The sequence below is a fragment of the Mycobacterium sp. 3-98 genome, assembly GCF_035918355.1.
Taxonomy (GTDB): Bacteria; Actinomycetota; Actinomycetes; order Mycobacteriales; family Mycobacteriaceae; genus Mycobacterium; species Mycobacterium intracellulare.
This window is the reverse complement of record NZ_CP142360.1, coordinates 866,694-890,496: the sequence shown is the minus strand read 5'-3', so window position 1 is coordinate 890,496 and position 23,803 is coordinate 866,694. Positions and strand designations below refer to the sequence as shown.

The window sequence follows — 23,803 nt, the reverse complement described above, 5'->3', positions numbered from 1 at the left end:
TGTGGAGGTGCAGGTGTCCGCCCACTGCCAGGTGACCGGCCGGCGGCCGGGTTTCGGTAACGCGGTGTCGCATTCCCATCGCAGGACCCGTCGGCGCTGGTCGCCGAACATCCAACTCAAGACGTACTACCTGCCCTCGGAGGACCGCCGGATCCGGCTACGGGTCAGCGCCAAGGGCATCAAGGTCATCGACCGCGACGGCATCGAGGCGGTCGTCGCGCGGTTGCGCCGCGAAGGGCAGCGAATCTGATGGCGCGCAACGAGATCCGTCCCCTGGTGAAACTTCGGTCCACCGCGGGCACCGGCTACACCTACATCACCCGCAAGAACCGGCGCAACGACCCCGACCGACTGGTCCTGCGCAAATACGACCCCGTCATCCGCCGCCACGTCGACTTCCGCGAGGAGCGCTGACCATGGCCAAGAAATCCAAGATCGTCAAGAACGAGCGCCGCCGCGCGATCGTGGCCCGCTACGCCGAACGCCGCGCCGAACTCAAAAAGATCATCCGCTCGCCGGCGAGCACCCCCGAGCGACGGGCGGCGGCACAGGACGAGTTGGCGCGCCAGCCCCGCGACGCCAGCGCGGTGCGGGTGCGCAACCGCGACGCCGTCGACGGCCGACCCCGCGGCCACCTCCGCAAGTTCGGGCTGTCGAGGGTCCGGGTCCGCGAACTGGCCCACGCCGGCCAGCTCCCCGGCGTGCGGAAGGCGAGCTGGTGATGGCCAGAAAAGTCGCGCGTCGCCGGGCCACCGCGCCGGCCGGCCGCTCGCCCAAGAGGAATCTGCTCGACAGCCTCGGGTTGCGCACGGTGGACTACAAAGACACGGCGACGCTGCGGGTGTTCATCTCCGAACGCGGCAAGATCCGTTCCCGCCAGGTGACCGGCCTGTCCGTCCAACAACAACGACAGGTCGCGGCCGCCATCAAGAACGCCCGCGAAATGGCGCTCCTGCCCTACCCCGGACGGCACACGGCGCCTTGACGTCCCCACGCCGCGGCACCGATCGCCCGTTCACCGTAATCGTCTGTGCCGCATGCGCCGTCAACGATCGACTGTCGGTCATCGACGAATTGCGTCCCGCCATCCGGCGCTGCCCGCATTCCATGTTGGTCTCGGTCGCCTGCATGCTCGGACCACTGACCTGCGCCTCTCGGCCGACCGGCGGGGGCGTGATGGCCCTGGTCCAGCCCTGCACGAACGATCGGGTGGCCAGCGGCCCGGCGCGGTGGATAGGACCCATCGCCGATAGCGATTCAGCCGCGGCGCTGCGCGACTGGCTGGTGCTCGGTCAATGGGAAAACATCCCCGTCCCAAGGCAACTCGATCGGCATCAGCGCTGGACACGCGACTCGCATCGACGCAACTGACGCCTGACGAACCCGGCGATGGGCTGCCGGGGCGCTAGCCGTCGCGGCCCGCCTCGTCGGCACCGTCGTCGCCCCAGGTGCCCGGCATCATCGGTGCCGTTGGGCCACCGTTGAATTCGTCCCCGGCCAGCCGGGTCAGCCCGGCCGCCGCGGCGACCGCCTCACGCTCGGCGGTGCCGGCGAATCCCAGCGTGCCGGCACCCCGATCGGATGCCAGCGACGCGGCCCAATCGGGGTCGACATCGACATTCATGTCCATGAACTCGTCGCCGTACCCGCGGTCCGTCGCGCCCCGGCGCCGCCGCGCCCGGGCCGCTTTGCGCGTGCGCGCGGCCGCGGCCGCCGCGGCGGCGGCGCTATCCGGTTCCGGCGCTTTCCTTTTCGCGCTGGAGCTGGCGCTCGCCCCCATCCCCGAGCCCGTTCCCATTCCGGGCGGACCGACGACGTACGGAGGAAAGAAGCCCGCCGCGGCCGGCGCCGCAGCGGGTGCGGCGGGAGCGGCGGTCACGGTGGTCGCCGTGGGGGCGGGCGCCGGTGCCGGGGCGGAGGCCGGCGCCGCCACCGGCGCGACGGGGGCGGTGGGGGCCATGGCGATGGCGGGCGGGATGCTGGGCGTTGGCGGCGGCGGCGCGGCCACCACCGGGAGGGCCGCGGGCTGGGGGATGGCGGCGAGGCCGGCCAGCCCGGCGAATCCGCCGACGGCGCCGAGGGGCGCCGCCGCGAGGAGGAGCGCGGGCGCCAACAACTCCGGCTGGCTGATGAAAATCTCGAGGATGTGCGTCGGCCAGTCGAACAGGATGAGTTGCACCAGGTACTGAAAGGCCAACGCCGGATTGTGCACCAGGTAATAGCCGAACTGCTCGAAATCCTCGAGCAGTTCCAGGGCGCGCACCACCCAGAAGATGGGCTGCCCGGCATTCGTGTAGGCGTCGTAGGGCAGGCCGTTGACCGTGCCCTCGGACGGGTCCCAGTTGATGCCCAAGTTCTTCAGGATGTTGGCGATGAAGTCGTTGAACGGATTGTCGATCTTGGGGTCGTGATCCTCGTCACCCGAATCATCGCTTGACGCATCGGATTTCACGATCGGCGGCGCCGGATCGGTTTGCGGTGTCGCGGCGACGGCGGCGGTGGACACCGCCTGGTAGGTCGACATCGTGGTCGCCGCCTGGGTCCACATCCGTGCGTAGTCGGCCTCGTTGACCGCGATCGGAACCGTGTTGACGCCGAAGAAATTCGTTGCCACCAGGGCCCCGTGGACGACGTGGTTGGTGGCGAGTTCGGGCAGCGTCGGCATGGCGGTCAGCGCGGCGGTGTAGGCGGCGGCGGCGGTCTCGTGCTGGGCGGCGGCGGCGGCGCTGTCGGCGCTGGATTTTGTCAGCCACGCCAGGTAGGGGGCGTGCGCGGCCACATAGGACTCCGCGCTGGGTCCCTCCCACGCCCCCGCCTGCACCCCCGCCAGCAAGGTGCTCAATTGTTCTGCGGCGGAAGCGTATTCGGCGCTCAGCTCGGACCACGCGCCGGCGGCCGCCAGCAGCGGCCCGGGGCCGGGGCCGCTGCTGAGCAAAGCGGAATGCACTTCGGGCGGCGAGGCCATGAAGATCGGCGCCGTCATAGGTACTCCTCGGGCTGGAGGGCTTACCAGACTGAGGAGAGCTTAATGAATATGATTGTCGTTATCAACTTGGCGGGCACCGCCCCGCCGCGGGCCGCTACACCAGCGGCCGCCCCTTCTTGATCCGGCGGTCCAGGTCGTGCAGCAAGACGTTGAACGGGAACTGCCGGATGAACCGCGGCAGATACCGGTTCACCGTGGCCAGCACGGCGATCAGCCTGTCGAAGCGCCGCTGCTTGGTCGCGTCCCAGGGCAGCCGCATCTCGTCGCGGAACCGTTGCGGCAGGAAGCCCGTCGTGATCATCAGCGCGAAGCCCTCGGAGAGGCGCTGGATGGGGCCGGGCAGCTTCACGCCCCGGATGCGGTTGGCGGCGATCGGGTACAGGTATTCCCGCACCGCGTCGTCGATGTGCACCTTGGCCAGCGACTCTTCCCAGTAACGGTCGAACGCCGCCCGGTCGGCCGGCCACATCTTCGGCGGCACCTGCAAGGTCGTGGCCAGCGCCATGCCCTCGCGGTAGTGGCGCTCGGCGTCCTCGCCGTCGAGCTCACCGATGAACATCCGGTAGATGTCGAGGCCGCCCTTGTACAGGCAGGCCCCCACCCAGAGCTGCAGCGCGGGATCAAAGGCGTTGTAGGACACCGGGCTTTCCGGCGTCGAGTAAACCTGCGCGTGGGCCTTGTTCACGGCCCGGCGGAAGGCGGCCTTCTGGGCCTCGCTGCCGTTGGTCGCCACGGCCAGGTAGGTGAACGTGGTGCGGGCCCGCTTGAACGGGTGCAGGTCGACCCGGCCGCTTTCGACGCGGCTTTCCATGACGCCGTAGCCCACACCCGGCTGCGCGAGTTGCATGATCACGTTCGCCGGACCGGCCAGCAGGGCGACGCCCATCAGGCCCTCGTCGATGCCCAGCGTCCGCCCGCGCCTGCGCCGCTGGGGGCGCGGCGGATCGGTGGCCCCGCGCTCGACGTGCCCGATCGGTGCCTGCACCGACTGGTGAGTTGCCATCGTCAGATCCTCCCGCAGCGCGGCCGCTAATGTGCGAACGCTTGTTTCCTGATATTGTCGCGCCGCGGCGTTAGTGTCAAGATGGTCCGCATGAGCGACACGTCCAGCGCGCGGCCGTATCGCGGGGTGGAGGCCGCCGAACGCCTGGCCACCCGCCGTAACCGGCTCCTGGCCGCCGGCCTGGACCTGCTCGGCGATCAGCGGCCGGACATCTCGGCGGTCACCGTCCGCGGGGTGTGCCGCCGCGCCGGGCTGGCGGCCCGGTACTTCTACGAGAGCTTCACCGACAAGGACGAATTCGTCTCCTGCGTCTTCGACTGGGTGGTCGCCGAGCTGGCCGCCACCACGCAGGCCGCGGTCGCCACGGTGCCCGCCGACGAGCAGACCCGCGCGGGCATCGCCAACATCGTGCGGACCATCACCGACGACGCCCGCGTCGGCCGCCTGTTGTTCAGCACGCAGCTGGCCGACCCCGTGGTGGTGCGCAAACGCGCCGAGTCCAGCGCCCTGTTCGCGATGCTGTCCGGCCAGCATGTCGGCAACGCGCTTCAGGTGCCGGCAAACGATCGCATCAAGGCCGCAGCGCACTTCGTGGTCGGCGGGGTCGGGCAGACCATCAGCGCCTGGCTGGCCGGTGACGTCCGGCTCGAACCGGGTGAGCTCGTCGATCACCTGGCCGCCCTGCTCGACGAGCTTGCCGAGCCAAACCTCTACCGGCTCACCGAAACACGGGCCGAGGCCTAGCGCCTCACACCGGGCAGACCGTGTGCCAGCCCGTTGTGGCGGCCAGCGAGAAGTCGCTCAGCGTCTTGGAAAGCGCTTGTCGCAGACCCTCGTTCGAATTGTGGCGGCCCAATTCGTAGGCGAGGACCGAGATGAAGACCCGGCCGTGGACCCGCCCCGACAGCAACGCCAGCGCCCCGTTGGTGCGGTGCATCGTCGCGGCGGTCACGCCCGGGTACACCGACTTCATGGCGAAGTAGTCGGCGTCCGTGCCGTCCGGCCGGTTGGCGGCCGGGTCGAGCGCGCCAAGATTGGACGACACCACGGTCGCCGCGCCGCCGGTGACCACGCTGAGCAACCGCCGAAACACCGGCTTCGGGATCAGCGGGACGAGGGGCAGCAGCGCCCACCGCTCGTCGGGCTCGTCGTGATGGCGAACCAGCGCCCGCTTGATGGCGGCGCGGATCTCGCGCAGGTCCGTGGTGATCGCCGCGGCCCCCAGCGTGACGTCGACGTTCGTGACCGCGTTGGCGCGCGTGTCGCTTGGGGCGCGCTCGTTGACGGGCATGCCGATGTTGACCGAGCCGTCGGGGGCCACCCGCCCCACCCGCTGGGCGAGGTGGGCCGCCAACCCGACGAGCAGCGCGTTGCTGGTGCCGCCCAAGGCGGTTGCGCGCGCGTCCCAGTCGTCGGCGCTGACGAAGATCGTCTCCATCGGCAGGACGATGGGGTCGTCGGGCGCGGCGGGCGGCGCGGGCCGCTTCCCGCTTGGCGGGGCGACGGCCGCGGTGCCGTCGCGGCCCTGCCGGAGCATCCGGGCCGCGGCGCCGACGGCGCGGCCGACATCGAGCGCGTCGTGCGCGGTTTGGCGCGCGTCCTCGCGCAGGGCTTGGCAGCGCCGCCGGCCTCCCGCTGCGGGCCAGCGGGTCCGGTCGCCGCGTCCGCGAGCCGCGTCGGCCAGGGCCTCGCACAGCCCGACGCCATCGGTGAGGCAGTGGGTGGTGACCAGACTCACCACCGCGCCGCCGTCGGACAGCGGGAGCATCGCCAAGTGCCATCCGGGCCCACGCTCGGCGTCCGGTCGCTTGTGGGTCTGCTCGTCAAGCCACGCGTCGATGTCGTCGCGCTCCCGCGGCGGCGCGACGATCTCCAAGGGGGAGCACTCGGCGGCCGCCACCCAGCGATGACGGCCAAACGGCAAGGCGGAGCGCTCGACTCGCCGCGACAGCCGCCCCCGGCCGAGGTGGCTGTGGAACTCACGCAGCCCACCGACGTCGACGGCGCGGTCGTACACCCAGACGCACTGCAGCAAGCTGGTGGCACCCGTCGCCCGCTCACCCAGGAAGAGTGTTTGGTCGGCCAGGTCCAGCACGTTGCTCATCGCTACGCCGCTTCGTGATCGTCCGTGTCCGGCGCCGGAGCGAATGTGTCGTCCGGGTTCACCTGGGGCGCAACCACAACCGGCTCGTCCCCGGTGGGCCTGGCGACACGCGCGAACACCTGGATCAGCGTCGCGATGTAGCGCAGCACCGACTCCCGCGCGATCGCGTTGTCCGGGAAGGACATCGTCACCGTGGTGTTCGCGGCCTGGCGGTTGATCCACATGTTCACCCCGCCGTGGGACAGGCTGTCGCCGTAGGTGCCGAACTTCGTCTCCGCCCACAACCCGTTGAGGGGGATCTTGCGGAAGTCGAGGAACGACAACATCATCGGCAGCTGCGTGGGCAGCTTGATGCCCAGTTCGTCCGGGGTGGCCAGCTCCAGCACCCGCTCGACCGGCACGTCGGCGAGGCGCTGAGCGTCGTCGAACGACTTCTGCGCCGTCCGGGCGGCCTGGGCGAACGTCTCGCCGGCGGTCGGCACCGTGATCGGAATCAGGCTGGCGAACCAGCCCACGGTCATCGAGTCGACGCCCGGTGTCCGGGTGTCCTTGGCCGTGAACCCGTGATAGGTCTTCTTGCCGGTCAATTCGTGCTCGGCCAGGCCCGTGCAGGCCAGCACTCCCCCGATGAACCGGGCGCCGGCCGCCACGCAGGCGGCGTCGAAAGACTCCGTGTCCTCGGCATTCATCAACTCGACCGTCAACAGGTCGCCTCTGGTGCTGGACCACGTGTCACCAAGGGGCAGCGGGAAACTGGGCCAGTCGCCGTCGGTGTCGCGGGCGAACTCGATCCAGTCCTTGATCTCGGGCGACGAGAGCGTCAACGTCGCCGCCTTCTCGCGTTGGCGCGCAACGTAGTCGCGGTAGCTGCGGATCTCCGGTAGGCCGCCGGGCTGGTGCCCTGTCTGCGCGAGTTCCTGATACGTGAGGTGGACGTCGAGGAAGATGAGGGCGGCCGACAAGCCGTCGATGTGCAGGTGGTCGACGCTGGCGTAGAACGTGAAATAGTCGGCGTGCTGGACGATTCCGTAGGTGAAGCAGCCCCACTCGAGGGTGTCCGGGGTGGTGGTCAAGGCATGGGCGCGGACTTGGTCCGCGGTCTTGTGCCCCAGCGCCACGGGGACGAACTCGATCGCTTCGGGATCGTCGATCACCCGGCGCACGAACGTGCCGTTGTCGTACTCGAACCAGTTGTGATAGGTGTCCTGGCGGCGAACGTGGGCGTTGATCGTCGCCGTCATCGCCGCAATGTCGCAGGTGCCGGGGATGTCCCACGCGACGATCATCAGACGGGGCAGCTGGCGGTTCATGGCCTTGCCTTGGTAGGAGGCCCAGAGGTGTTGATTCTGTTGGTAACTCGGCGCCAGGTCGCTTCGCCGTGCGGCGCGGGCCGCTTCGCGTGCGTCGGGTGCGGCCATCCACATGGTGACCGGGCCGTGCGGCGGGTGCCATTCGTTGATATTTCCGAGTGCGACCATTTCCTCGAGTCCTTGTGCTGTGAGACGACGACGTTTGCGGGGCGGTCTGGGGGTGCTGGAAGTGCGGTTGGCGCTTGGCTTTTCGAGGATCGTCGATGTGTGTCGCGCTTGAAATTGTCCGACGGACTTTCGCCTGTGTTGGTGAACTACCCCGCCGCTCATACCCCTATGTCGCTGCTGTGGACGCTAGCTGACGCAGGCGAAGATTTCGCGGTTTTGTCAAGACTCGAATTCCGCCGCGAGATCGCCGGCGGTGCAGTAATCTTTTCCCCCTCAACGGCCCTGGCCACGCCGGGCGGGGTCGATTCGCGACGACTTATCGCCGATTCGGCCCGCTACGCCCACAACTCGGGATACAGTTGTCCGGCCCTCGAGCCGGTGCGCGGGCCAAACCCGCACCGCCTCACGGGAACAGCGGCAGCTCCCAGAGGCGCATGCCGGGACGCAGCAGCCACAAACGCATCATGGTGAGCCGCAGGATGCGCATGGCGCTGAAGATCATGAAGATCGCCAGCGGCACCTCGATCAGCAGCGCGGTGATCACCGACAGCCACACGTCCTTGGGGCCCGCGGTCATGAGATCGAACCACGCGTCGCAGATCAGCAGCACCCCGGTGGTGAACGCGGCGAGCACCAGCAGCTGGCGGCGCAGATACCCCAGCGCGGCCGTCGTCAGCATGAAGGCGACCAGCAGCACATCGAAGCCGATCCAGGTGACCGGCCAGTTGTGGGCGACGTACTTCTCGGGCAGCGTCATCGCCAGGTACCCCAGCCAGGGAACCATCGCGATGGAACCGCCGATCATCAGACTCAGCCGGACGCGGCGCACCCGGTCCAGGAAGTCCGGGTCGATGACCTCGCCGAGGGGCCGCTCCAGCCGGGAGATGAGGTCGCGGCGCTGCCCGGGGGTAAGCGCGGCGATCTGTTCGTCGGTCAAAATGCCGTCGGTCATACCTTGCATTCTCCGACTCGCGGAGCAGCGGCGCGATCAGTGACCGGCGCCCACCGGGGGCCGGCGGTCCGCGGCGGTCTTGGGCACGGCCTTCGCGTCGCCGCTTTCGAATTCCTTCACCCAACAGGCGAACTCAAGGGTAATGCCGTCGGGATCCTGGAAATAGAACGAGCGCACATAGACGCCGGGATGCACGGTCGCCGAGACCTGCATGGGGCTCTCGTCGTGGTTGAGCACCGGCCCGACCCGCACCCCTTTTTCCTTGAGTCGCTGGCGGTAGGCGTCGAACTTCTCGGCCGGCACGTGGAAGGCCAGGTGGTTCATCGTGCTGACCGCGCTGGTGATGTCGCCGATGCCGGGGATGGCGCCCGGCGACGAAATGCCCGGCACCCGGTCGGGGGCGTCGGCGAACCAGAAGAAGGCGACGCAGTCGCCGTTGCCGGCGTCGAAGAAGAAGTGCTGGCCCGCCCCGCCGGGCAGATCGAGCGACTTGATCAGCGGCATGCCCAGGATGTTGCTGTAGAAGTCGACGGTTTTGGCCATGTCCGAGCACACCAGCGCGACATGATTGATCCCGCCGAGTTCGAATTCCGCGTTGGTGTTGTGCGGCTTGATCATCGTGCGGCTCCCCTCGGTTCCCGGCTCGACGAGCCTGGCCAAGATCCGAATCTGAATCTAACATCAGATTCAGTTTTGGCCCAGGGAGGTGCGCCGGTGTCCACCGCGGCATCCCCTGCTGACCGGAGCGGGCCCCCCTCGGAGCTGCCCACGCATCGCGGCAGGCGGACGCAGGCCGCGATCGATCTGGCCGCCCGGACCGTCATCGCGCGCAAAGGCGTCCTGGCCACGACCATCGCCGACATCGCCGCGGAGGCCGGCCGCTCGGCGGCGTCCTTCTACAACTACTACGAGTCCAAAGAGGCGATGGTGCGCCAATGGGCGCTGCGCTTCCGCGACGAGGCCAACCAGCGCGCGCTGGCGGTGACCCAGCACGGGTTGACCGATCGCGAGCGCGCGTACGGGGCGGCCGCCGCGCACTGGCACACCTACCGCAACCGGCTCGCCGAGGTGATCAGCGTGTCACAGCTGGCGATGATCAACGACGACTTCGCCCAGTACTGGGCCGAAATCTGCTCGATACCAATTTCTTTCATCGCCGAATCGGTCCGTCGCGCGCAGGCCGAGGGCCGTTGCCGCGACGACGACCCGCAGCTGATCGCGGAGGCGATCGTGGCGATGTTCAACCAGTTCTGCTACATCCAGCTCGGTTCGGCACGCTGCGGGGAACCCGACGACGAGGCCTGCATCCAAACCCTGGCCAACATCTATTACCGGGCCATCTACGCCACTGAGGGGGACCGCTGAATTGACTCGTCGCACCGGTGCCGGAGTCATCCGCGAGTTCGTCGGGCTGCCGTCGCCTACGGCCGGGCGCGCCGGCGCCGGCGGGCACCCCTGCCAGGGGCTGTATCACCGGGGGGTGGGACGCAAGCCCAAGGTGGCGATGATCGCGGCGCACTACCAGATCGACTTCTCCGAGCACTACCTCGCCGACTACATGGCCACTCGCGGCATCGGCTTCCTCGGCTGGAACACCAGGTTCCGCGGCTTCGAAAGCAGCTTCCTGCTCGACCACGCGCTGGTGGACATCGGGGTGGGGGTGCGCTGGCTACGCGAGGTGCAGGGCGTGGATACCGTTGTGCTGCTGGGCAACTCGGGCGGGGGGTCGTTGATGGCCGCCTACCAGTCCCAGGCCGTCGAGCCGAACGTGACCCCGCTGGAAGGAATGCGCCCCGCGGCCGGGGTGACCGAGTTGCCGGCCGCCGACGGCTACGTGGCCACCGCCGCCCACCCCGGGCGACCCGAAGTGCTCACCGCCTGGATGGACGCCGCCGTCGTCGACGAGAACGATCCCGTCGCCACCGACGCCGACCTCGACCTGTTCAACGGGCGCAATGGGCCGCCCTACACCGCGGAGTTCCTCGCCCGGTACCGCAGCGCGCAGGTCGCGCGCAATCACGCCATCACCGACTGGGCCGAAAGAGAGCTCAAACGCGTTCGCGCGGCGGGGTTTTCCGATCGCCCGTTTTCGGTGATGCGCACCTGGGCCGACCCGCGCATGGTCGATCCCGGCATCGAGCCGACCAACCGGCAGCCCAACATGTGCTATGCGGGCGTCCCGGCCAAGGCGAACCGCTCGGCGCACGGCATCGCGGCGGCGTGCACGCTGCGCAACTGGCTGGGCATGTGGAGCCTGCGGGTGGCCCAGACCCGGGCCGAGCCGCACCTGGCCCGGATCCGGTGTCCGGCCCTGGTGATCAACGCCGACGCCGACACCGGGGTGTTTCCCTCTGACGCGCAACGCATCTTCGACGCCCTCGCCGGCGCGGACAAGACCCGGGCCTCGGTGGACACCGATCACTACTTCACCACCCCCGGGGCCCGCAGCGAGCAGGCCGACATCATCGCCGGATGGATCGGCAAGCGGTGGCGGTAGGTGATGTCGTCAACCAACCGACTGGTTGTTAGCTTGGAAGGTACTTGGCCGAGACGGCGTCCTGCAGCAACGGAAGGCGACCAATGCCGATCGCGATAAATCCCGAGCATCAAGAACTGGCCGATTCCGTGCGAGCGCTGGTGGCGCGCATCGCCCCGTCCGAGACGCTGCACGAGGCGATGGAGACGGAGGTCCAGAACCCGCCGCCGTACTGGCAGGCCGCGGCCGAGCAGGGCCTGCAGGGCGTTCATCTGGCGGAATCCGTCGGCGGGCAGGGCTTCGGCGTTCTCGAGTTGGCCATCGTGCTCGCGGAATTCGGCTACGGGGCGGTGCCGGGCCCCTTCGTTCCGTCCGCGATCGCCAGCGCATTGATCTCCGCGCACGACCCGGACGCCAAGGTGCTCGCCGGGCTGGCATCCGGCGCCGAGATCGCCGCCTACGGCCTGAATTGCTGCGCGCTGACCGCCACCCGGCAGGGCAGTTCTCTGGTGATCCGCGGCGAGCTCCGCGCGGTCCCCGCCGCCGCGCAGGCGTCGCTGCTGGTGCTGCCCGTCGCGATCGACAGCGGCGAGGCGTGGGTGGTGCTGCGCGCCGACCAGCTCGAGATCGAGCCGGTGAAAAGCCTGGACCCGTTGCGGCCCATCGCCGACGTGCGGGCCAACGCCGTGGAGGTCGGCGACGACGTCGTCTTGACGAACCTGAGCATGGGCACCGCGCACGCGCTGATGACGACGATGCTGTCCGCCGAAGCCATCGGCGTGGCGCGCTGGGCGACCGACACCGCGTCGAGCTACGCCAAGATCCGCGAGCAGTTCGGCAGGCCGATCGGCCAATTCCAGGCCATCAAGCACAAGTGCGCCGAGATGATCGCCGACACCGAGCGGGCCACGGCTGCGGTGTGGGATGCCGCCCGCGCGATCGACGAGGCCCGCGAAAACCGTTGGGACACCGCGGGTTCCCACGTCGAGTTCGCCGCCGCCGTGGCGGCGACACTGGCGCCGGCGGCCGCTCAACGGTGCGCGCAGGATTGCATCCAGGTGCACGGTGGGATCGGCTTCACGTGGGAGCACGACACGAACGTGTACTACCGCCGGGCGCTGATGTTGGCCGCCTCCTTCGGCCGCAGCTCGGACTACCCGCAAAAGGTGGTCGACACCGCGACCACCACCGGGATGCGCGCGGTCGACATCGACCTCGATCCCGAGACCGAGAAGCTGCGGGCGGAGATCCGGGCTGAAGTGGCGGCGCTCAAGGAGATCGAGCGCGAGCAACGCAAGGTCGCCATCGCCGAGGGCGGCTGGGTGCTGCCGTACCTGCCCAAGCCGTGGGGCCGGGCGGCCGGGCCGGTGGAGCAGATCATCATCGCGCAGGAGTTCGCCTCCGGGCGGGTCAAGCGGCCCCAGACCGGCATCGCCACCTGGATCGTCCCGTCGATCGTGGCGTTCGGCACCGAGGAGCAAAAGCAGCGGTTCCTGCCGCCGACCTTCCGCGGCGAGATGATCTGGTGTCAGCTGTTTTCCGAGCCCGGCGCGGGTTCGGATCTGGCCGGCCTGTCCACGAAGGCCACCCGGACCGACGGAGGGTGGCGCATCACCGGCCAGAAGATCTGGACGACCGCCGCGCAGTTCTCGCAGTGGGGTGCGCTGCTCGCACGGACCGACCCCAGCGCGCCGAAACACAGCGGCATCACGTACTTCCTGCTGGACATGAAGAGCGAGGGCGTCGACGTCAAGCCGCTGCGCGAGCTCACCGGCAACGCGATGTTCAACACCGTCTACATCGACGACGTGTTCGTGCCCGACGAGTGCGTGCTCGGTGAGGTGAACCGGGGCTGGGAGGTCAGCCGCAACACGCTGACCGCGGAGCGGGTGTCGATCGGCAGCAGCGAGGCGAACTTCCTAGCCACGCTGTCGCAGTTCGTCGAGTTCGTTCGTGACGGGCAGTTCGATCAGGTCGCGCAGCACCGCGCCGGTCAGTTGATTGCCGAGGGCCATGCGGCCAAGGTGCTGAACCTGCGTTCCACGCTGCTGACGCTGGCCGGCGGTGACGCGATGCCGTCGGCGGCGATCTCCAAGTTGTTGTCGATGCGCACCGGCCAGGGTTACGCCGAATTCGCGGTCTCGTCCTTCGGGACCGACGCCGCGATCGGCGACACCGACCAACTGCCCGGCAAATGGGGCGAGTACCTGCTGGCCAGCCGGGCGACCACCATCTACGGCGGGACGTCCGAGGTGCAGCTGAACATCATCGCCGAACGGTTGTTGGGCCTGCCGCGCGATCCGTAACCGGGCGCAGAAATGGGCCATGCCGGCCTGACTGAGTCAAGCCGGCATGGTTCCCCCCATACGCGGGCCGCCCATCCCGAGGGTTGGCGTGTCGGTGATGGCCGGCTACCGCGCGGAGATGGTGGTCACCACCACCAGTTCCACCAGTGCTGGGGCTTCCAGTAGCCGGGCCCGTGGACCCAGCCACCGTGCCCCCAGCCGCCGTGACCCCAATTGCCATGTCCCCGACCATCATGGCCACCCCATCCACGACCGCCGGGGCGCTCGGGAATGAAGCCCGGTCCGCTCTGCGGCCCGGCACTGGCGAAGCTTGTGGAGTGACTCGGCCCGGGGGCGGCCGAAGCCACGGGGGCGCCGCCGAAGAGCAGCGCGCCCGCCACGGCTCCGGCGCCCACAACACCTACGGCCGCGCCACGTAACGATGCTGACGAGATCATCGAGGGCGCTCCTTTCAAAGACTTGATATCGATGCTTAAAACGCTAACCGGACATTTCTAAGCAAACAAGCGAATTCGGGGCCTTTGTGGTGTGAATTGTGCAACAACGACGTGATAGCGCCCAATCCAGCGCGCGCTGATCAATCCCTATTTACGCAATTCATTTATCCGCGAATACTGAGCCAGCGCACGGGTGATCGGCTAATACCTGCAGGTAATACGCGGTATACTGATGTACTGCGCGAACCTACCGTATTTACTGAAGTCCGAATGTGCGCATTGTCAGATCCACTGATTCGTCTCCGAATTACCGACTACGGGTCGTCGGATGACCGCAATCCTGGCCCTGTTTTTACCGGCGACAGCTATTTGCAGGAATTTGCTCTTTCGCCTGCATCCGGCGTCGCGCAGGCGCGCGTAAATCCGTCGGCGTCCCACCCGGGCCGTCCGCGGCCCGGCGACGCGACTTAGGGTGGCGTCGGTGAGAGAATCAGTATTGACACATAGGCGACGAGCGCTGATTTACTGATCCGCACTCACGGAGGAAGACACCGAAGTGAACTTCAAGCCCAGTCCCAACGGACCCAGCGCCGGATCCTTTCGCGCCCCCACCCCGGCGGGCGGCCCCGCCGGAGACGCCGCGCCGACCGAGCGCCTCAGCCTCGGGCAGCCCCGCGGCCAGCGCATCGCCAGCGAGCCGTCGGCCAACCAGGCGGGGCGCACCCAGCGGACCCGCCGGACCGTCGACCTGGCGGCCGCCACTCACCGGGCCCTCGACATCTGGCAGCGCGAGGCGGCCGATCGGCTCGGCGTCGCCCGCGTGACCGGGCAAGAGGTGCTCACCGCGCTGATCGACCAACTCCTGGTCGACCCGAAGCTCACGGCCCAGATCACCCGGGCCATCAAAGAACGCCGCTGAGGCCTATTCGATCTCCATTTCGCGCAGCTCGCGCTTGAGGATCTTGCCGGTGGGGTTGCGCGGCAGCTCGTCGAGGAAGATGACCTCGCGCGGCACCTTGTAGCGGGCCAGGTGATCGCGCACGTAGTGCTTGACGGTGTCCTCGTCGAGGTCCGCGCCGTCCTTCTTCACCACGAAGGCGCGCAGGCGGTGGCCCCACTCCTTGTCGTCGACGCCGATCGCGGTGGCCTCCACGACGTCGGGGTGCCCGGTGATGAGGTCCTCGACCTCGGCCGGGAAGACGTTCTCGCCGCCGGAGACGATCATCTCGTCGTCACGCCCGCTGATGTAGAGCAGGCCGTTCTCGTCGAAGTAGCCGACGTCGCCCGACGACAACAGGCCGTCGATGATCTGCTTCTTGCCCCCGCCCGTGTAGCCCTCGAACGGGAAGGCGTTGCCGACGAAGATGCGGCCGACCTCGCCCTGCGGCACCTCCTTGCCGTTGTCGTCGTAGATCTTGACGCGCACGCCCTTGACGACCGGCCCGACGGTCGACGAGTTGTACTGCAGGTGCTTGGGTTCGGCGATCGTCGCAAAGGCGATCTCGGTCGAGCCGTACATGTTGTAGATCACCGGGCCGAGGTCCTTGAGCGAGCGCTCCGCCAGGTCGGCCCCCAGCGCCGATCCCGACACGAACACGATCTTCAGGCTGGACAGGTCGGGCTTGGAGTCCATCTTCTCGACCGCTTCGAGGATCCGCGACAACATCACCGGGACGACGACCATCGCGGTCACCTTGTACTTCTCGATGTCCTGCAGCACCAGCGGCGGCTTGAACTTGCGGCGCAGCACCAGCGTCGAGCCCAGGAACATCGCGATCGTGCCGTGCAGATAACCCAGCGCGTGGAACATCGGCGCCGGCAGCGACGTCACTTCGCCGGCCTTGAACGGGACGTGCGACAGGATTCCGCCGACCGGCGCCAGCGTCGGCGGGGTGCTGCGGTTCGCGCCCTTCGGGGTGCCGGTGGTTCCGCTGGTCAGGATGATGATCGAGGCGTGCCTGGCCGCCTTGGGGGCGGGCTCCTTGCTGCTGCGCTCGATCAGGTCGGCCAGCGTCTCGTCGGTGCTGCCGGACGGCTCGTCACTATCCGGGTTGGTCCCCAGCGCCCGCAGCTTGCCCAGCTCCGGCGAGGCCTTGCTGACGGCCTTGGTGTACTCGTCGTCGTAGATGATCAGCTTGGCGCCCTCGCGCTCGGACACCTCTTTGATCTGCGGACCCGAGAATTCGCTGTTGAGCAGGATGATGCGCGCGCCGACCCGCGCGGCGCCGTAGTTGGCGATCAGGAACCAGCGGGTGTTGCGGGCCAGGATGGCGACGCCGTCGCCGCCCTTGACGCCCTTCTCGATCAGCGCGTTGGCCACCGCGTGCGCCGCCTCGTCGAGTTCGCGGTAGGAGAATTCGCCCTCTTCGTCGATGCACGCCGCGCGGTCGGGATGGCGCCGCGCGTTGAGGGCGGGCAACATGCCGAACTCGCCCCACTTGTAGATGTCGGCCGCCATCGCGGCGTAGTTCTGCGGCGGCTCGATCCGGAACGCGCCCGACTCGAAGATTTTGCGCACGTAGTGCAGTTCGGCGGAGCCGCGCTCGACGTACTGGTGCAGTTTTGCTACCGCTTTGGAGGCCTGACCGGGCAGGCCGAGGAGGTTAGGCATGGAATCCACCATATGTGACGTCCGTCTCAGCACGGCCAGAAATTCTGGCGAATTAACATGAACCGCATGACCCGTCCGGTTTTGCTGGAGGTGGCCGGGCGCGAGGTCACCGTCACCCATCCGGACAAGGTCGTGTTCCCCCGCGCGGACGGCCACAAAACATCGGGCCCCTACACCAAGCTCGACCTGGTCCGCTATTACCTGTCCGTGGCCGACGGCGCGCTGCGCGGCGTGGCCGGGCGCCCCATGATCCTGAAGCGCTTCGTCAAGGGCATCACCGAAGAGGCGGTGTTCCAGAAGCGCGCGCCGGCGAAACGGCCGGACTGGGTCGACGTCGCCGAACTCCGTTACGCGCGAGGCACTTCCGCGGCGGAGGCCGTCATCCGCGACGCCGCCGGGCTGGCCTGGGCGATCAACCTGGGCTGCGTCGACCTGAATCCGCACCCGGTGCTCGCCGACGACCTCGATCATCCCGACGAACTGCGCGTCGACCTCGATCCGATGCCCGGGGTCTCCTGGCGGCGCATCGTGGACGTCGCCCTGGTGGCGCGCGAGGTGCTCGAGGACTACGGCCTGACCCCGTGGCCGAAGACGTCGGGGTCGCGCGGCTTCCACATCTACGCCCGCATCGCCCGGCGCTGGGAGTTCCGCCAGGTGCGCCTGGCCGCGCAGACCGTCGCCCGGGAGGTGGAGCGGCGCGTGCCCGAGGCGGCGACCAGCCGGTGGTGGAAGGAAGAACGCGAGGGGGTGTTCGTCGACTTCAACCAGAACGCGAAGGACCGCACGGTCGCCTCGGCCTATTCGGTGCGGGCGACGCCCGACGCCCGGGTCTCGACCCCGCTGCACTGGGACGAGGTCGCCGGGTGCCGGCCCGAGGCGTTCACGATCGATACCGTGCCCGCGCGGTTCGCCGAGATCGGTGACCCCTGGGAGGGAATGGACGACGCGGTCGGTGACCTCGACCGGTTGCTGGTGCTGGCCGAGGAGATGGGGCCTCCCGAGCGGGCGCCCAAAGGGTCGGGCAAGCGCGACAAGGGCACCGGCGGCCGGCGTCAATCCTCGATGCCCCTGATCGAGATCGCCCGCACCAAGACCAAGGACGAGGCGATGGCGGCGCTGGACACCTGGCGCGGCCGCCATCCGGCGGCGGCCGAGCGGCTGCAGCCGGTCGACGTCCTCGTCGACGGCATGCGCGGGCCCAGCTCGATCTGGTACCGGATCCGGATCAACCTGCAGCACGTTCCTGAGGACCAGCGGCCGCCGCAGGAGGAGCTGATCGCCGACTACAGCCCCTGGGCCAACTACAGCGGCAAGCAGCAGCCGTAATTAGATCCCGACCCGGGTTATCGCGTTGTGCCTGCGCAGGTAGCAGTACCAGGTGACGCCCAGCAGGGCGAGGAAGAACGCGATGTAGAACCGCAGCGCCGGCTCGATGCTGCCGAACTCCGACTTCGACCAGGCGTAGGCCAGCGGCACGATGAAGCCGCCGAAGGCGCCCACCGCCGAGATGACGCCCAGCGCGCCGGCGGCCTGGCGCCGCATCTGCACCATGGTGTCCGGATCGCCGCCGGCCAGCTCGCCCTTGATCTTGAAGATCCGCGAAATCATCCGGTAGGTCGAGCCATTGCCGATGCCGGTGGCGACGAACAAGAACATGAAGCTGGCGAAGAACGCCGGCAGGTTGACCGCCCGCACCGACCACAGCGCGGCCGCCGCCCCGAGGGCCAACAGCGCGAAGCTGGCGGCGGTGATGCGCGCCCCGCCGATCCGGTCGGCCAGCTTGCCGCCGAGGGGCCGGATCACCGACCCGATGCCGGCGCCGAGGAAGGCCCAGGTCAGCGCGATGTCGCCGCGGCCGAACACCGTCTTGAGCAGGGTCGGGAAGGCGGCCGAGTAGCCGATGAAGGACCCGAACGTGCCGATGTAGAGCAGCGACATGACCCAGGTGTCGGGGTGGCGCAGCGACTGCCACACCGGCTTCACGTCGGCCTTCGCCTCGCTCAGGTTGTTCATGAATCCGAACGCGCACACGGCGGCCACGACGGCCAGCGGCACGTAGAACAGTCCGGCGCGCGCCAGGGCCACCCCGCCGCCGGCGACGACGACGGGCGGGATGATCTTCTGCACAACGGCGACGCCGACGTTGCCGCCGGCCGCGTTCAGGCCCAGCGCCCAGCCCTTGTCCTTCTCCGGGTAGAAGAAGGAGATGTTGGCCATCGACGAGGCGAAGTTGCCGCCGCCGAAGCCGGCGGTCGCCGCGACCGCCACCAGGACCGCGAACGGGATGCCGGGATGGCTCACCGCCCAGGCCAGCAGCAGGCACGGGATCAGCAGCAGCGCCGCCGAGATGGTCGTCCAGTTGCGGCCACCGAAGATCGGCACCGCGAAGGTGTACGGCAGCCGCAGGAAGGCGCCCACCCCGCTGGGGACGGCGACCAGGCACAGCGCCTGGCTGGGGGTCAGCGCCCAGCCGGACGCGGCGGGCAGCCCGTGCGCGCCCGCGGTCATCTGCACCACGACGATGCTCCACAGCATCCACACGCTGAACCCGACGTGCTCGGCCAAGATCGAGAAGATCAGGTTGCGGCGGGCGATCGGCTTGCCGGTTGCCTCCCAGAACTCCGGGTCTTCGGGTCGCCAGTCGTCGATCCAGTGCCGTCCGGCAGGACGCTCGCGCGTCGGCGCGGGCTGCGATGCCGGGCTGAGGGTCGTGGTCATCTGGTGGGACTCCCTTGTGGGTAGGCGCGGGCGGTGACCACTTGACGCTAGAGAGGCACTGTTACCGGTCCGGGTGTGCACAGTTACGCGGGCGATACGCAGAAATCGCAACGGGGCGGGCGCGTTTGTCAGAACTCTGCAACGCGAGCCGCCGGGTGGCGGAACGCGATACTCTCACGCGATGCGACAGGGATGGAATCGACGGGGATTCTTGCAGCTCGCAGGGGCTTCCGGCGTCGCCGCGCTGGCCGGGTCCTCGGCGCTTTCGGCGGGGTGCTCGTCAAACAAATCCGCACCGGGAGCCACGCCGGGATCGGTGACCCTCACCCACCTGTTCGGTCAGACCGTCATCAAAGAGCCGCCCAAGCGCGTCGTCAGCGCCGGCTTCACCGAGCAGGACGACCTCCTCGCCGTCGGTGTGGTGCCGATCGCGGTGACCAACTGGTTCGGTGACCAGCCGTTCGCGGTCTGGCCGTGGGCCGCGCCCAAGCTCGGCGGCGCGCGGCCGGTGGTGCTGAACCTGGACAACGGCATCCCGGTCGACCAGATCGCGGGGCTGAAACCGGACCTGATCGTGGCCGTCAACGCCGGCCTCGACGCCGACACCTATCAGAAACTGTCCGCGATCGCCCCGACCGTCGCGCAATCGGGGGGCGACGCCTTCTTCGAACCGTGGAAGGAGCAGGCCGCCGCCGTCGGGCAGGCCGTGTTCCAGGCGGACCAGATGAAGTCGCTGGTCGACGGTGTCGACCAGAAGTTCACCGACGTCGGCAAGAGAAACCCGCAGTGGACCGGCAAGAAGGCGCTGCTGATGCACGGCGCGCTGTGGCAGGGGACCGTCGTGGCCACCATGGCGGGCTGGCGCACGGATTTCCTGAACCAGATGGGGCTGGTCATCGCCGACACCATCAAACCGTTCGGCACCGATCAGCGCGCCGTCATCCCGCGCGATCACATCAAGTCCGTGCTCGATTCGGCCGACGTGGTGATCTGGACGACCCGCAACCCCGACGATCAGAAGGCCCTGCTGGCCGACCCCGAGGTGGCCGGGTCACTGACCACCGCGCAGAACCGCCACATCTTCACCACCGCGGAGCAAGCCGGCGCGATCGCCTTCGCCTCACCGCTGAGCTACCCCCTCGTCGCCGACCAACTGCCCCCGCTGCTCACCAAAATCCTGGGCTAGCCGCTCGCGCGCATCCTGGCTGTTTGAGCGTTTGCTAAGGCAGCTCTGGCAGTGCTCGAAAATCCCGCCGCCGCCCCTCGCACGAGCCCCGATCCCGGGGTTACCGTCGAGTAATGAGCGTGACGGACCTTAGCGGCGACCTGGCCCACGAACTGCCGACCGAGCTGGCCGGCAACACCGTCCTGGACTACGGCGACCGGGCGCTGATGGTGCAATGTGGCAGTGCCGCAGAGGTTTTGGCGTGGACCGCCGCGCTGCGCTCCGAGCCGATCGCGGGCGTGGTCGATGTCGTGCCGGCCGCCCGCACCGTGCTGGTGAAGCTGGACGGCCCACGCCGCCAGGGCGTCGTCCGCCGGAGGCTGCACGCGATGCGCGTCACCGCCACGCCACCGGCCCCGTCCGAGCGCGGCGCCGACGTGGTGATCGACGTGGTCTACGACGGCCCCGACCTCGCCGAGGTCGCCGGCCACACCGGGCTGACCATCCCGCAGGTGATCGACGCCCACACCGCCACCCTGTGGCGGGTCGGATTCAGCGGATTCGCACCCGGTTTCGCGTACCTGGTCGACGGCGACCCGCGCCTGCGGGTGCCCCGGCGTCCCGAGCCGCGGACCGCCGTGCCGGCCGGATCCGTCGCCCTCGCCGGAGAATTCAGCGCGATCTATCCCCGGCAATCCCCCGGCGGGTGGCAACTCATCGGCCACACCGACGCGGTCCTGTGGGACCTGCAGCGCCCGGACCCTGCGTTGCTGATGCAAGGCATGTGGGTTCAGTTCCGGGCCGTCTAGCCCAACCGGGCCGCACCATTCAAGGAGGCAGTCGTGGCAGTCCTGGAGATCCTGCGCACCGGGCCGTTCGCCGTCGTCGAAGACCTCGGCCGGCCGGGACTGGCCCACCTCGGCGTCAGCCGGTCCGGGGCCGCCGACCGGCGAGCGCACAAACTGGCCAATCGGCTGGTGGCCAACCCCGACGACCGCGCCACCGTGGAGGTGACGTTCGGCGGGTTCGCGACCAGGGTCCGGGGCAGCGACGTCGACATCGCGGTGACGGGCGCCGACACCGATCCGACCGTCGACGGAATCGAGTTCGGCACCAACAGCATTCAGCACGTGCGCGACGGTCAGGTGATCTCTTTGGGCGCCCCGCGGGCGGGGCTGCGAAGCTACCTCGCGGTCCGCGGCGGGATCTGCGTGGAGCCGGTGCTGGGCTCGCGCAGCTACGACGTCATGTCGGCCATCGGGCCCTCACCCCTGCGGGCCGGGGACCGGCTGCCGATCGGCGAGCACACCGCGGACTACCCCGAGTTGGACCAGGCGCCGGTGGCGGCCATCACCGGCGGCGTCGTCGAGCTGTCCGTGGTGCCCGGGCCGCGCGACGACTGGTTCCTCGACCCCGACGCGCTGGTGCGCACCGCTTGGGTGGCGTCCGATCGCAGCGACCGGGTGGGGATGCGGTTGGTCGGCCGTCCCCTGCAATGCCTCCACCCGGACCGGCAGCTGCCCAGCGAGGGTGCCACCCGTGGCGCAATCCAGGTGCCGCCCAACGGTTTACCGGTGATCCTCGGTCCGGACCACCCCGTCACCGGTGGCTATCCGGTGGTGGGTGTGGTGATCGACGAGGACGTCGACAAGGTCGCCCAGGTGCGGCCCGGCCAGTCGGTGCGGCTGCACTGGGCGCGGCCGCGTACCCCGGTCGGCGCCGTGGCCGGGGCCGGCGTCGCGAGTTGGCCGTTCGGCTAACGCAATTCCGGCGTTCGACTGTAGGACAGCTCACAAAGTCCGACGCACCGGCGTGAGATCACTTGGCGGCGATCGGCATTCGCGCGCGCCGGCACCCTTCAGGGACTTACCAGATAACTGGTAATCAACTAACAGCCCATATCGGCCGATTCCGGTTGACCCGCTCGCGTCCTAGATGTGAGCATCGGAAACCTACGGCGGGGCATGCCCCTTCATGCGGGACGCCCACGCGCGTCGCTGGCCAGACCCCGAACTGCTTCCAAAGAGAGGGATCGGTATGCACGCACGCGCAGCGTCCATATGCCAACGCGCCCAGGTGATTTCGCCGCACCGCAACCATCGCATCGCGGACTGGAATCCCGAAGACGCGGCGGCCTGGGATGCCGGGAACAAGAAGATCGCCCGGCGCAATCTGCTCGGCACCATCGCGGGTGACCACGTGGCCTTCTCGATCTGGACGCTGTGGCCCGTCATGGCGCTGTTCATGCCGGGCGCCGTCTACGGTTTCTCCGCGGGCGACAAGCTGCTGCTGGGCGCGGTGGCCACCCTGGTCGGTGGTTGCGCCCGGATCCCCTACACCCTGGGCATCGCCGCCTTCGGCGGTCGCAATTGGACGACGTTCTCGGCCTTCGTGCTGGTGATCCCGACGGCGGGCACGATCGCCCTGTTGGCCAACCCCGGCCTGCCCCTGTGGCTCTTCGTGCTGTGCGCCGCGCTGACGGGGCTGGGCGGCGGCAACTACGCGGCCTCGCTGGCCAACGTCAACGCCTTCTACCCGCAGCGCCTCAAGGGCGCCGCGATGGCGGTCAACGCCGGCGTCGCCAACCTCGGCGTCGCGGTGATCCAGCTGATCGGCCTGCTGGTGCTGGCCACCGCCGGGCACCAGGCCCCGTACTGGGTGTGCGCGATCTACCTGGTCTTGCTCGTCGCCGTGGGGATCGCGGCCGCGTTGGTCATGGACAACGTCCACCACGGCACCCAGCTGCGCACCATGCGCTCGATCCTGTTCGAGCGCGACACCCACGTCATCTCGCTGCTCTACATCGCCACCTTCGGCTCCTGGATCGGGTTCTCCTTCGCCTTCGGGCAGGTGCTGCAGGTCCACTTCCTGGAAAGCGGGGAAACCGCCAAGCACGCCGCGCTGCACGCCGCCCAGGTCGCCTTCGTCGGCCCCCTGCTGGGCTCCGTGGCGCGCATCTACGGGGGGCGGCTGGCCGACCGCATCGGCGGCAGCCGCGTCACGCTTGGCGTCCTCGCCGGGATGACCCTGGCGGCCGCGCTGTTGGTCACCATCAGCGCCCTCGAGGACCAGCAGGCCGTAACACGTTCCGTCAGCATGATCGGCTGCGTCGCCGGCTTCATGGTGCTGTTCGTCCTGTCCGGCATGGGAAACGGGTCGGTGTTCAAGTTGATCCCGACGGTCTACGAGGCCCGCAGTCGCGGGCTGGCCATGAGCGAAGACGACCGTCGTCGTTGGGCGCGCGCGCAGTCGGGATCGCTGATCGGCATCTGCTCCGCGGTCGGCGCGTTCGGCGGCGTGGCAATCAACCTGGCGCTGCGGCAGTCCTACCTGAGCACCGGTACCGAAACGGCGGCGTATTGGGCGTTTTTGGCTTCCTACGTCGGCGCGGCGATCATGACCTGGATGGTCTACGTCCGGCGTCCCGTCACGGCCCCGGGCCGCTCCGGGGCGCGGGCGGAAGCCGAGGCCGCCCGTGTGTGAGCGGACTCGCAACACGGGCAATGCCACAGCAATTGCCCGGTAACGCAACCGAAATGTCGCAGGCATACACACTTCATATGGCCC

23 protein-coding genes are annotated in these 23,803 nt (G+C 68.8%); 15 read left to right on the top strand and 8 right to left on the bottom strand.

What is annotated here, in order from left to right; translation table 11 throughout:
* Window positions 1–13: 13 nt before the first annotated feature.
* From rpmB to QGN30_RS04330, 5 genes are read left to right on the top strand one after another with little or no spacing between them, the layout of a single operon-like run.
* On the top strand, window positions 14–250 hold the full coding sequence (rpmB, locus tag QGN30_RS04350) for a 50S ribosomal protein L28 (protein WP_008261697.1): 237 nt from the start codon (window positions 14–16) through the stop codon (window positions 248–250).
* Window positions 250–414 carry a 50S ribosomal protein L33 gene (gene rpmG / locus QGN30_RS04345; protein WP_041787121.1) on the top strand — a complete coding sequence of 55 codons (165 nt, stop codon included), beginning with the start codon at window positions 250–252 and terminating at the stop codon, window positions 412–414. The genes rpmB and rpmG overlap by 1 nt, the downstream gene beginning before the upstream one ends.
* Before the next feature lie 2 nt (window positions 415–416).
* Window positions 417–722, top strand: a complete 306-nt coding sequence (gene rpsN / locus QGN30_RS04340; protein WP_008261701.1) for a 30S ribosomal protein S14 — start codon at window positions 417–419, stop codon at window positions 720–722.
* Window positions 722–985, top strand: a complete 264-nt coding sequence (gene rpsR, locus QGN30_RS04335; protein ID WP_009952527.1) for a 30S ribosomal protein S18 — start codon at window positions 722–724, stop codon at window positions 983–985. The genes rpsN and rpsR overlap by 1 nt, the downstream gene beginning before the upstream one ends.
* A complete protein-coding gene (locus QGN30_RS04330) occupies window positions 982–1,371 on the top strand; it encodes a hypothetical protein (RefSeq protein ID WP_095562950.1) in 390 nt (129 codons plus the stop codon). Before rpsR ends, QGN30_RS04330 begins: the two co-directional genes overlap by 4 nt.
* A gap of 34 nt (window positions 1,372–1,405) precedes the next feature.
* On the opposite strand, the gene QGN30_RS04325 is transcribed toward QGN30_RS04330, so the two are convergent.
* Together QGN30_RS04325 and QGN30_RS04320 are read right to left on the bottom strand one after the other, a co-directional pair.
* Window positions 1,406–2,983, bottom strand: a complete 1,578-nt coding sequence (locus QGN30_RS04325; RefSeq protein WP_095562951.1) for a PPE family protein — start codon at window positions 2,981–2,983, stop codon at window positions 1,406–1,408.
* A 97-nt stretch (window positions 2,984–3,080) separates the two neighbouring features.
* Window positions 3,081–3,989 (bottom strand): oxygenase MpaB family protein, encoded by a 909-nt coding sequence (locus QGN30_RS04320; protein ID WP_014383431.1) that lies wholly within the window; start codon window positions 3,987–3,989, stop codon window positions 3,081–3,083.
* 81 nt (window positions 3,990–4,070) lie between these two features.
* Between QGN30_RS04320 and QGN30_RS04315 the strand changes: the two genes are divergently transcribed.
* Entirely contained in the window at window positions 4,071–4,733 is a 663-nt protein-coding gene (locus tag QGN30_RS04315; protein ID WP_009955646.1) for a TetR/AcrR family transcriptional regulator, read from the top strand.
* A gap of 4 nt (window positions 4,734–4,737) precedes the next feature.
* On the opposite strand, the gene QGN30_RS04310 is transcribed toward QGN30_RS04315, so the two are convergent.
* The 4 genes from QGN30_RS04310 to QGN30_RS04295 form a co-directional block, all read right to left on the bottom strand.
* Window positions 4,738–6,093: a hypothetical protein gene (locus tag QGN30_RS04310; protein ID WP_248923267.1), complete on the bottom strand. Its 1,356-nt coding sequence runs from the start codon at window positions 6,091–6,093 to the stop codon at window positions 4,738–4,740.
* 2 nt (window positions 6,094–6,095) lie between these two features.
* Window positions 6,096–7,571, bottom strand: coding sequence for a condensation domain-containing protein (locus QGN30_RS04305; protein WP_095562952.1), 1,476 nt, complete (start codon window positions 7,569–7,571; stop codon window positions 6,096–6,098).
* A 403-nt stretch (window positions 7,572–7,974) separates the two neighbouring features.
* Window positions 7,975–8,523, bottom strand: a complete 549-nt coding sequence (locus QGN30_RS04300; RefSeq protein ID WP_003874010.1) for a hypothetical protein — start codon at window positions 8,521–8,523, stop codon at window positions 7,975–7,977.
* 36 nt (window positions 8,524–8,559) lie between these two features.
* Complete coding sequence (locus QGN30_RS04295; protein ID WP_014383433.1) at window positions 8,560–9,141, bottom strand: VOC family protein; 582 nt, start codon at window positions 9,139–9,141, stop codon at window positions 8,560–8,562.
* A gap of 96 nt (window positions 9,142–9,237) precedes the next feature.
* Here QGN30_RS04295 and QGN30_RS04290 point away from each other — a divergent pair, with 96 nt between their 5' ends.
* The 4 genes from QGN30_RS04290 (at window position 9,238) to QGN30_RS04275 (ending at window position 14,661) form a co-directional block, all read left to right on the top strand.
* Complete coding sequence (locus QGN30_RS04290; RefSeq protein ID WP_014383434.1) at window positions 9,238–9,888, top strand: TetR/AcrR family transcriptional regulator; 651 nt, start codon at window positions 9,238–9,240, stop codon at window positions 9,886–9,888.
* Window position 9,889: 1 nt separating this feature from the next.
* On the top strand, window positions 9,890–11,020 hold the full coding sequence (locus QGN30_RS04285; RefSeq protein ID WP_014383435.1) for an alpha/beta hydrolase: 1,131 nt from the start codon (window positions 9,890–9,892) through the stop codon (window positions 11,018–11,020).
* 83 nt (window positions 11,021–11,103) lie between these two features.
* Window positions 11,104–13,305, top strand: coding sequence for an acyl-CoA dehydrogenase (locus QGN30_RS04280; protein ID WP_014383436.1), 2,202 nt, complete (start codon window positions 11,104–11,106; stop codon window positions 13,303–13,305).
* Between the two features lie 993 nt (window positions 13,306–14,298).
* Window positions 14,299–14,661: a hypothetical protein gene (locus QGN30_RS04275; protein WP_008261730.1), complete on the top strand. Its 363-nt coding sequence runs from the start codon at window positions 14,299–14,301 to the stop codon at window positions 14,659–14,661.
* A gap of 3 nt (window positions 14,662–14,664) precedes the next feature.
* On the opposite strand, the gene fadD2 is transcribed toward QGN30_RS04275, so the two are convergent.
* Complete coding sequence (gene fadD2 / locus QGN30_RS04270) at window positions 14,665–16,353, bottom strand: long-chain-fatty-acid--CoA ligase FadD2 (protein ID WP_026071139.1); 1,689 nt, start codon at window positions 16,351–16,353, stop codon at window positions 14,665–14,667.
* A gap of 57 nt (window positions 16,354–16,410) precedes the next feature.
* On the opposite strand from fadD2, the gene QGN30_RS04265 reads away from it, so the two are divergent.
* Window positions 16,411–17,679 carry a DNA polymerase domain-containing protein gene (locus QGN30_RS04265; RefSeq protein WP_014383438.1) on the top strand — a complete coding sequence of 423 codons (1,269 nt, stop codon included), beginning with the start codon at window positions 16,411–16,413 and terminating at the stop codon, window positions 17,677–17,679.
* On the opposite strand, the gene QGN30_RS04260 is transcribed toward QGN30_RS04265, so the two are convergent.
* Window positions 17,680–19,071 (bottom strand): NarK family nitrate/nitrite MFS transporter, encoded by a 1,392-nt coding sequence (locus QGN30_RS04260; RefSeq protein WP_248923268.1) that lies wholly within the window; start codon window positions 19,069–19,071, stop codon window positions 17,680–17,682.
* 181 nt (window positions 19,072–19,252) lie between these two features.
* Between QGN30_RS04260 and QGN30_RS04255 the strand changes: the two genes are divergently transcribed.
* The 4 genes from QGN30_RS04255 (at window position 19,253) to QGN30_RS04240 (ending at window position 23,719) form a co-directional block, all read left to right on the top strand.
* Entirely contained in the window at window positions 19,253–20,257 is a 1,005-nt protein-coding gene (locus QGN30_RS04255; protein WP_038537960.1) for an ABC transporter substrate-binding protein, read from the top strand.
* Between the two features lie 113 nt (window positions 20,258–20,370).
* Window positions 20,371–21,045 (top strand): 5-oxoprolinase subunit B family protein, encoded by a 675-nt coding sequence (locus QGN30_RS04250; RefSeq protein ID WP_008261736.1) that lies wholly within the window; start codon window positions 20,371–20,373, stop codon window positions 21,043–21,045.
* Between the two features lie 33 nt (window positions 21,046–21,078).
* Window positions 21,079–21,996, top strand: coding sequence for a 5-oxoprolinase/urea amidolyase family protein (locus QGN30_RS04245; RefSeq protein ID WP_008261737.1), 918 nt, complete (start codon window positions 21,079–21,081; stop codon window positions 21,994–21,996).
* A 277-nt stretch (window positions 21,997–22,273) separates the two neighbouring features.
* Window positions 22,274–23,719, top strand: a complete 1,446-nt coding sequence (locus QGN30_RS04240; RefSeq protein WP_225346453.1) for an MFS transporter — start codon at window positions 22,274–22,276, stop codon at window positions 23,717–23,719.
* The last annotated feature ends 84 nt before the right edge of the window (window positions 23,720–23,803 follow it).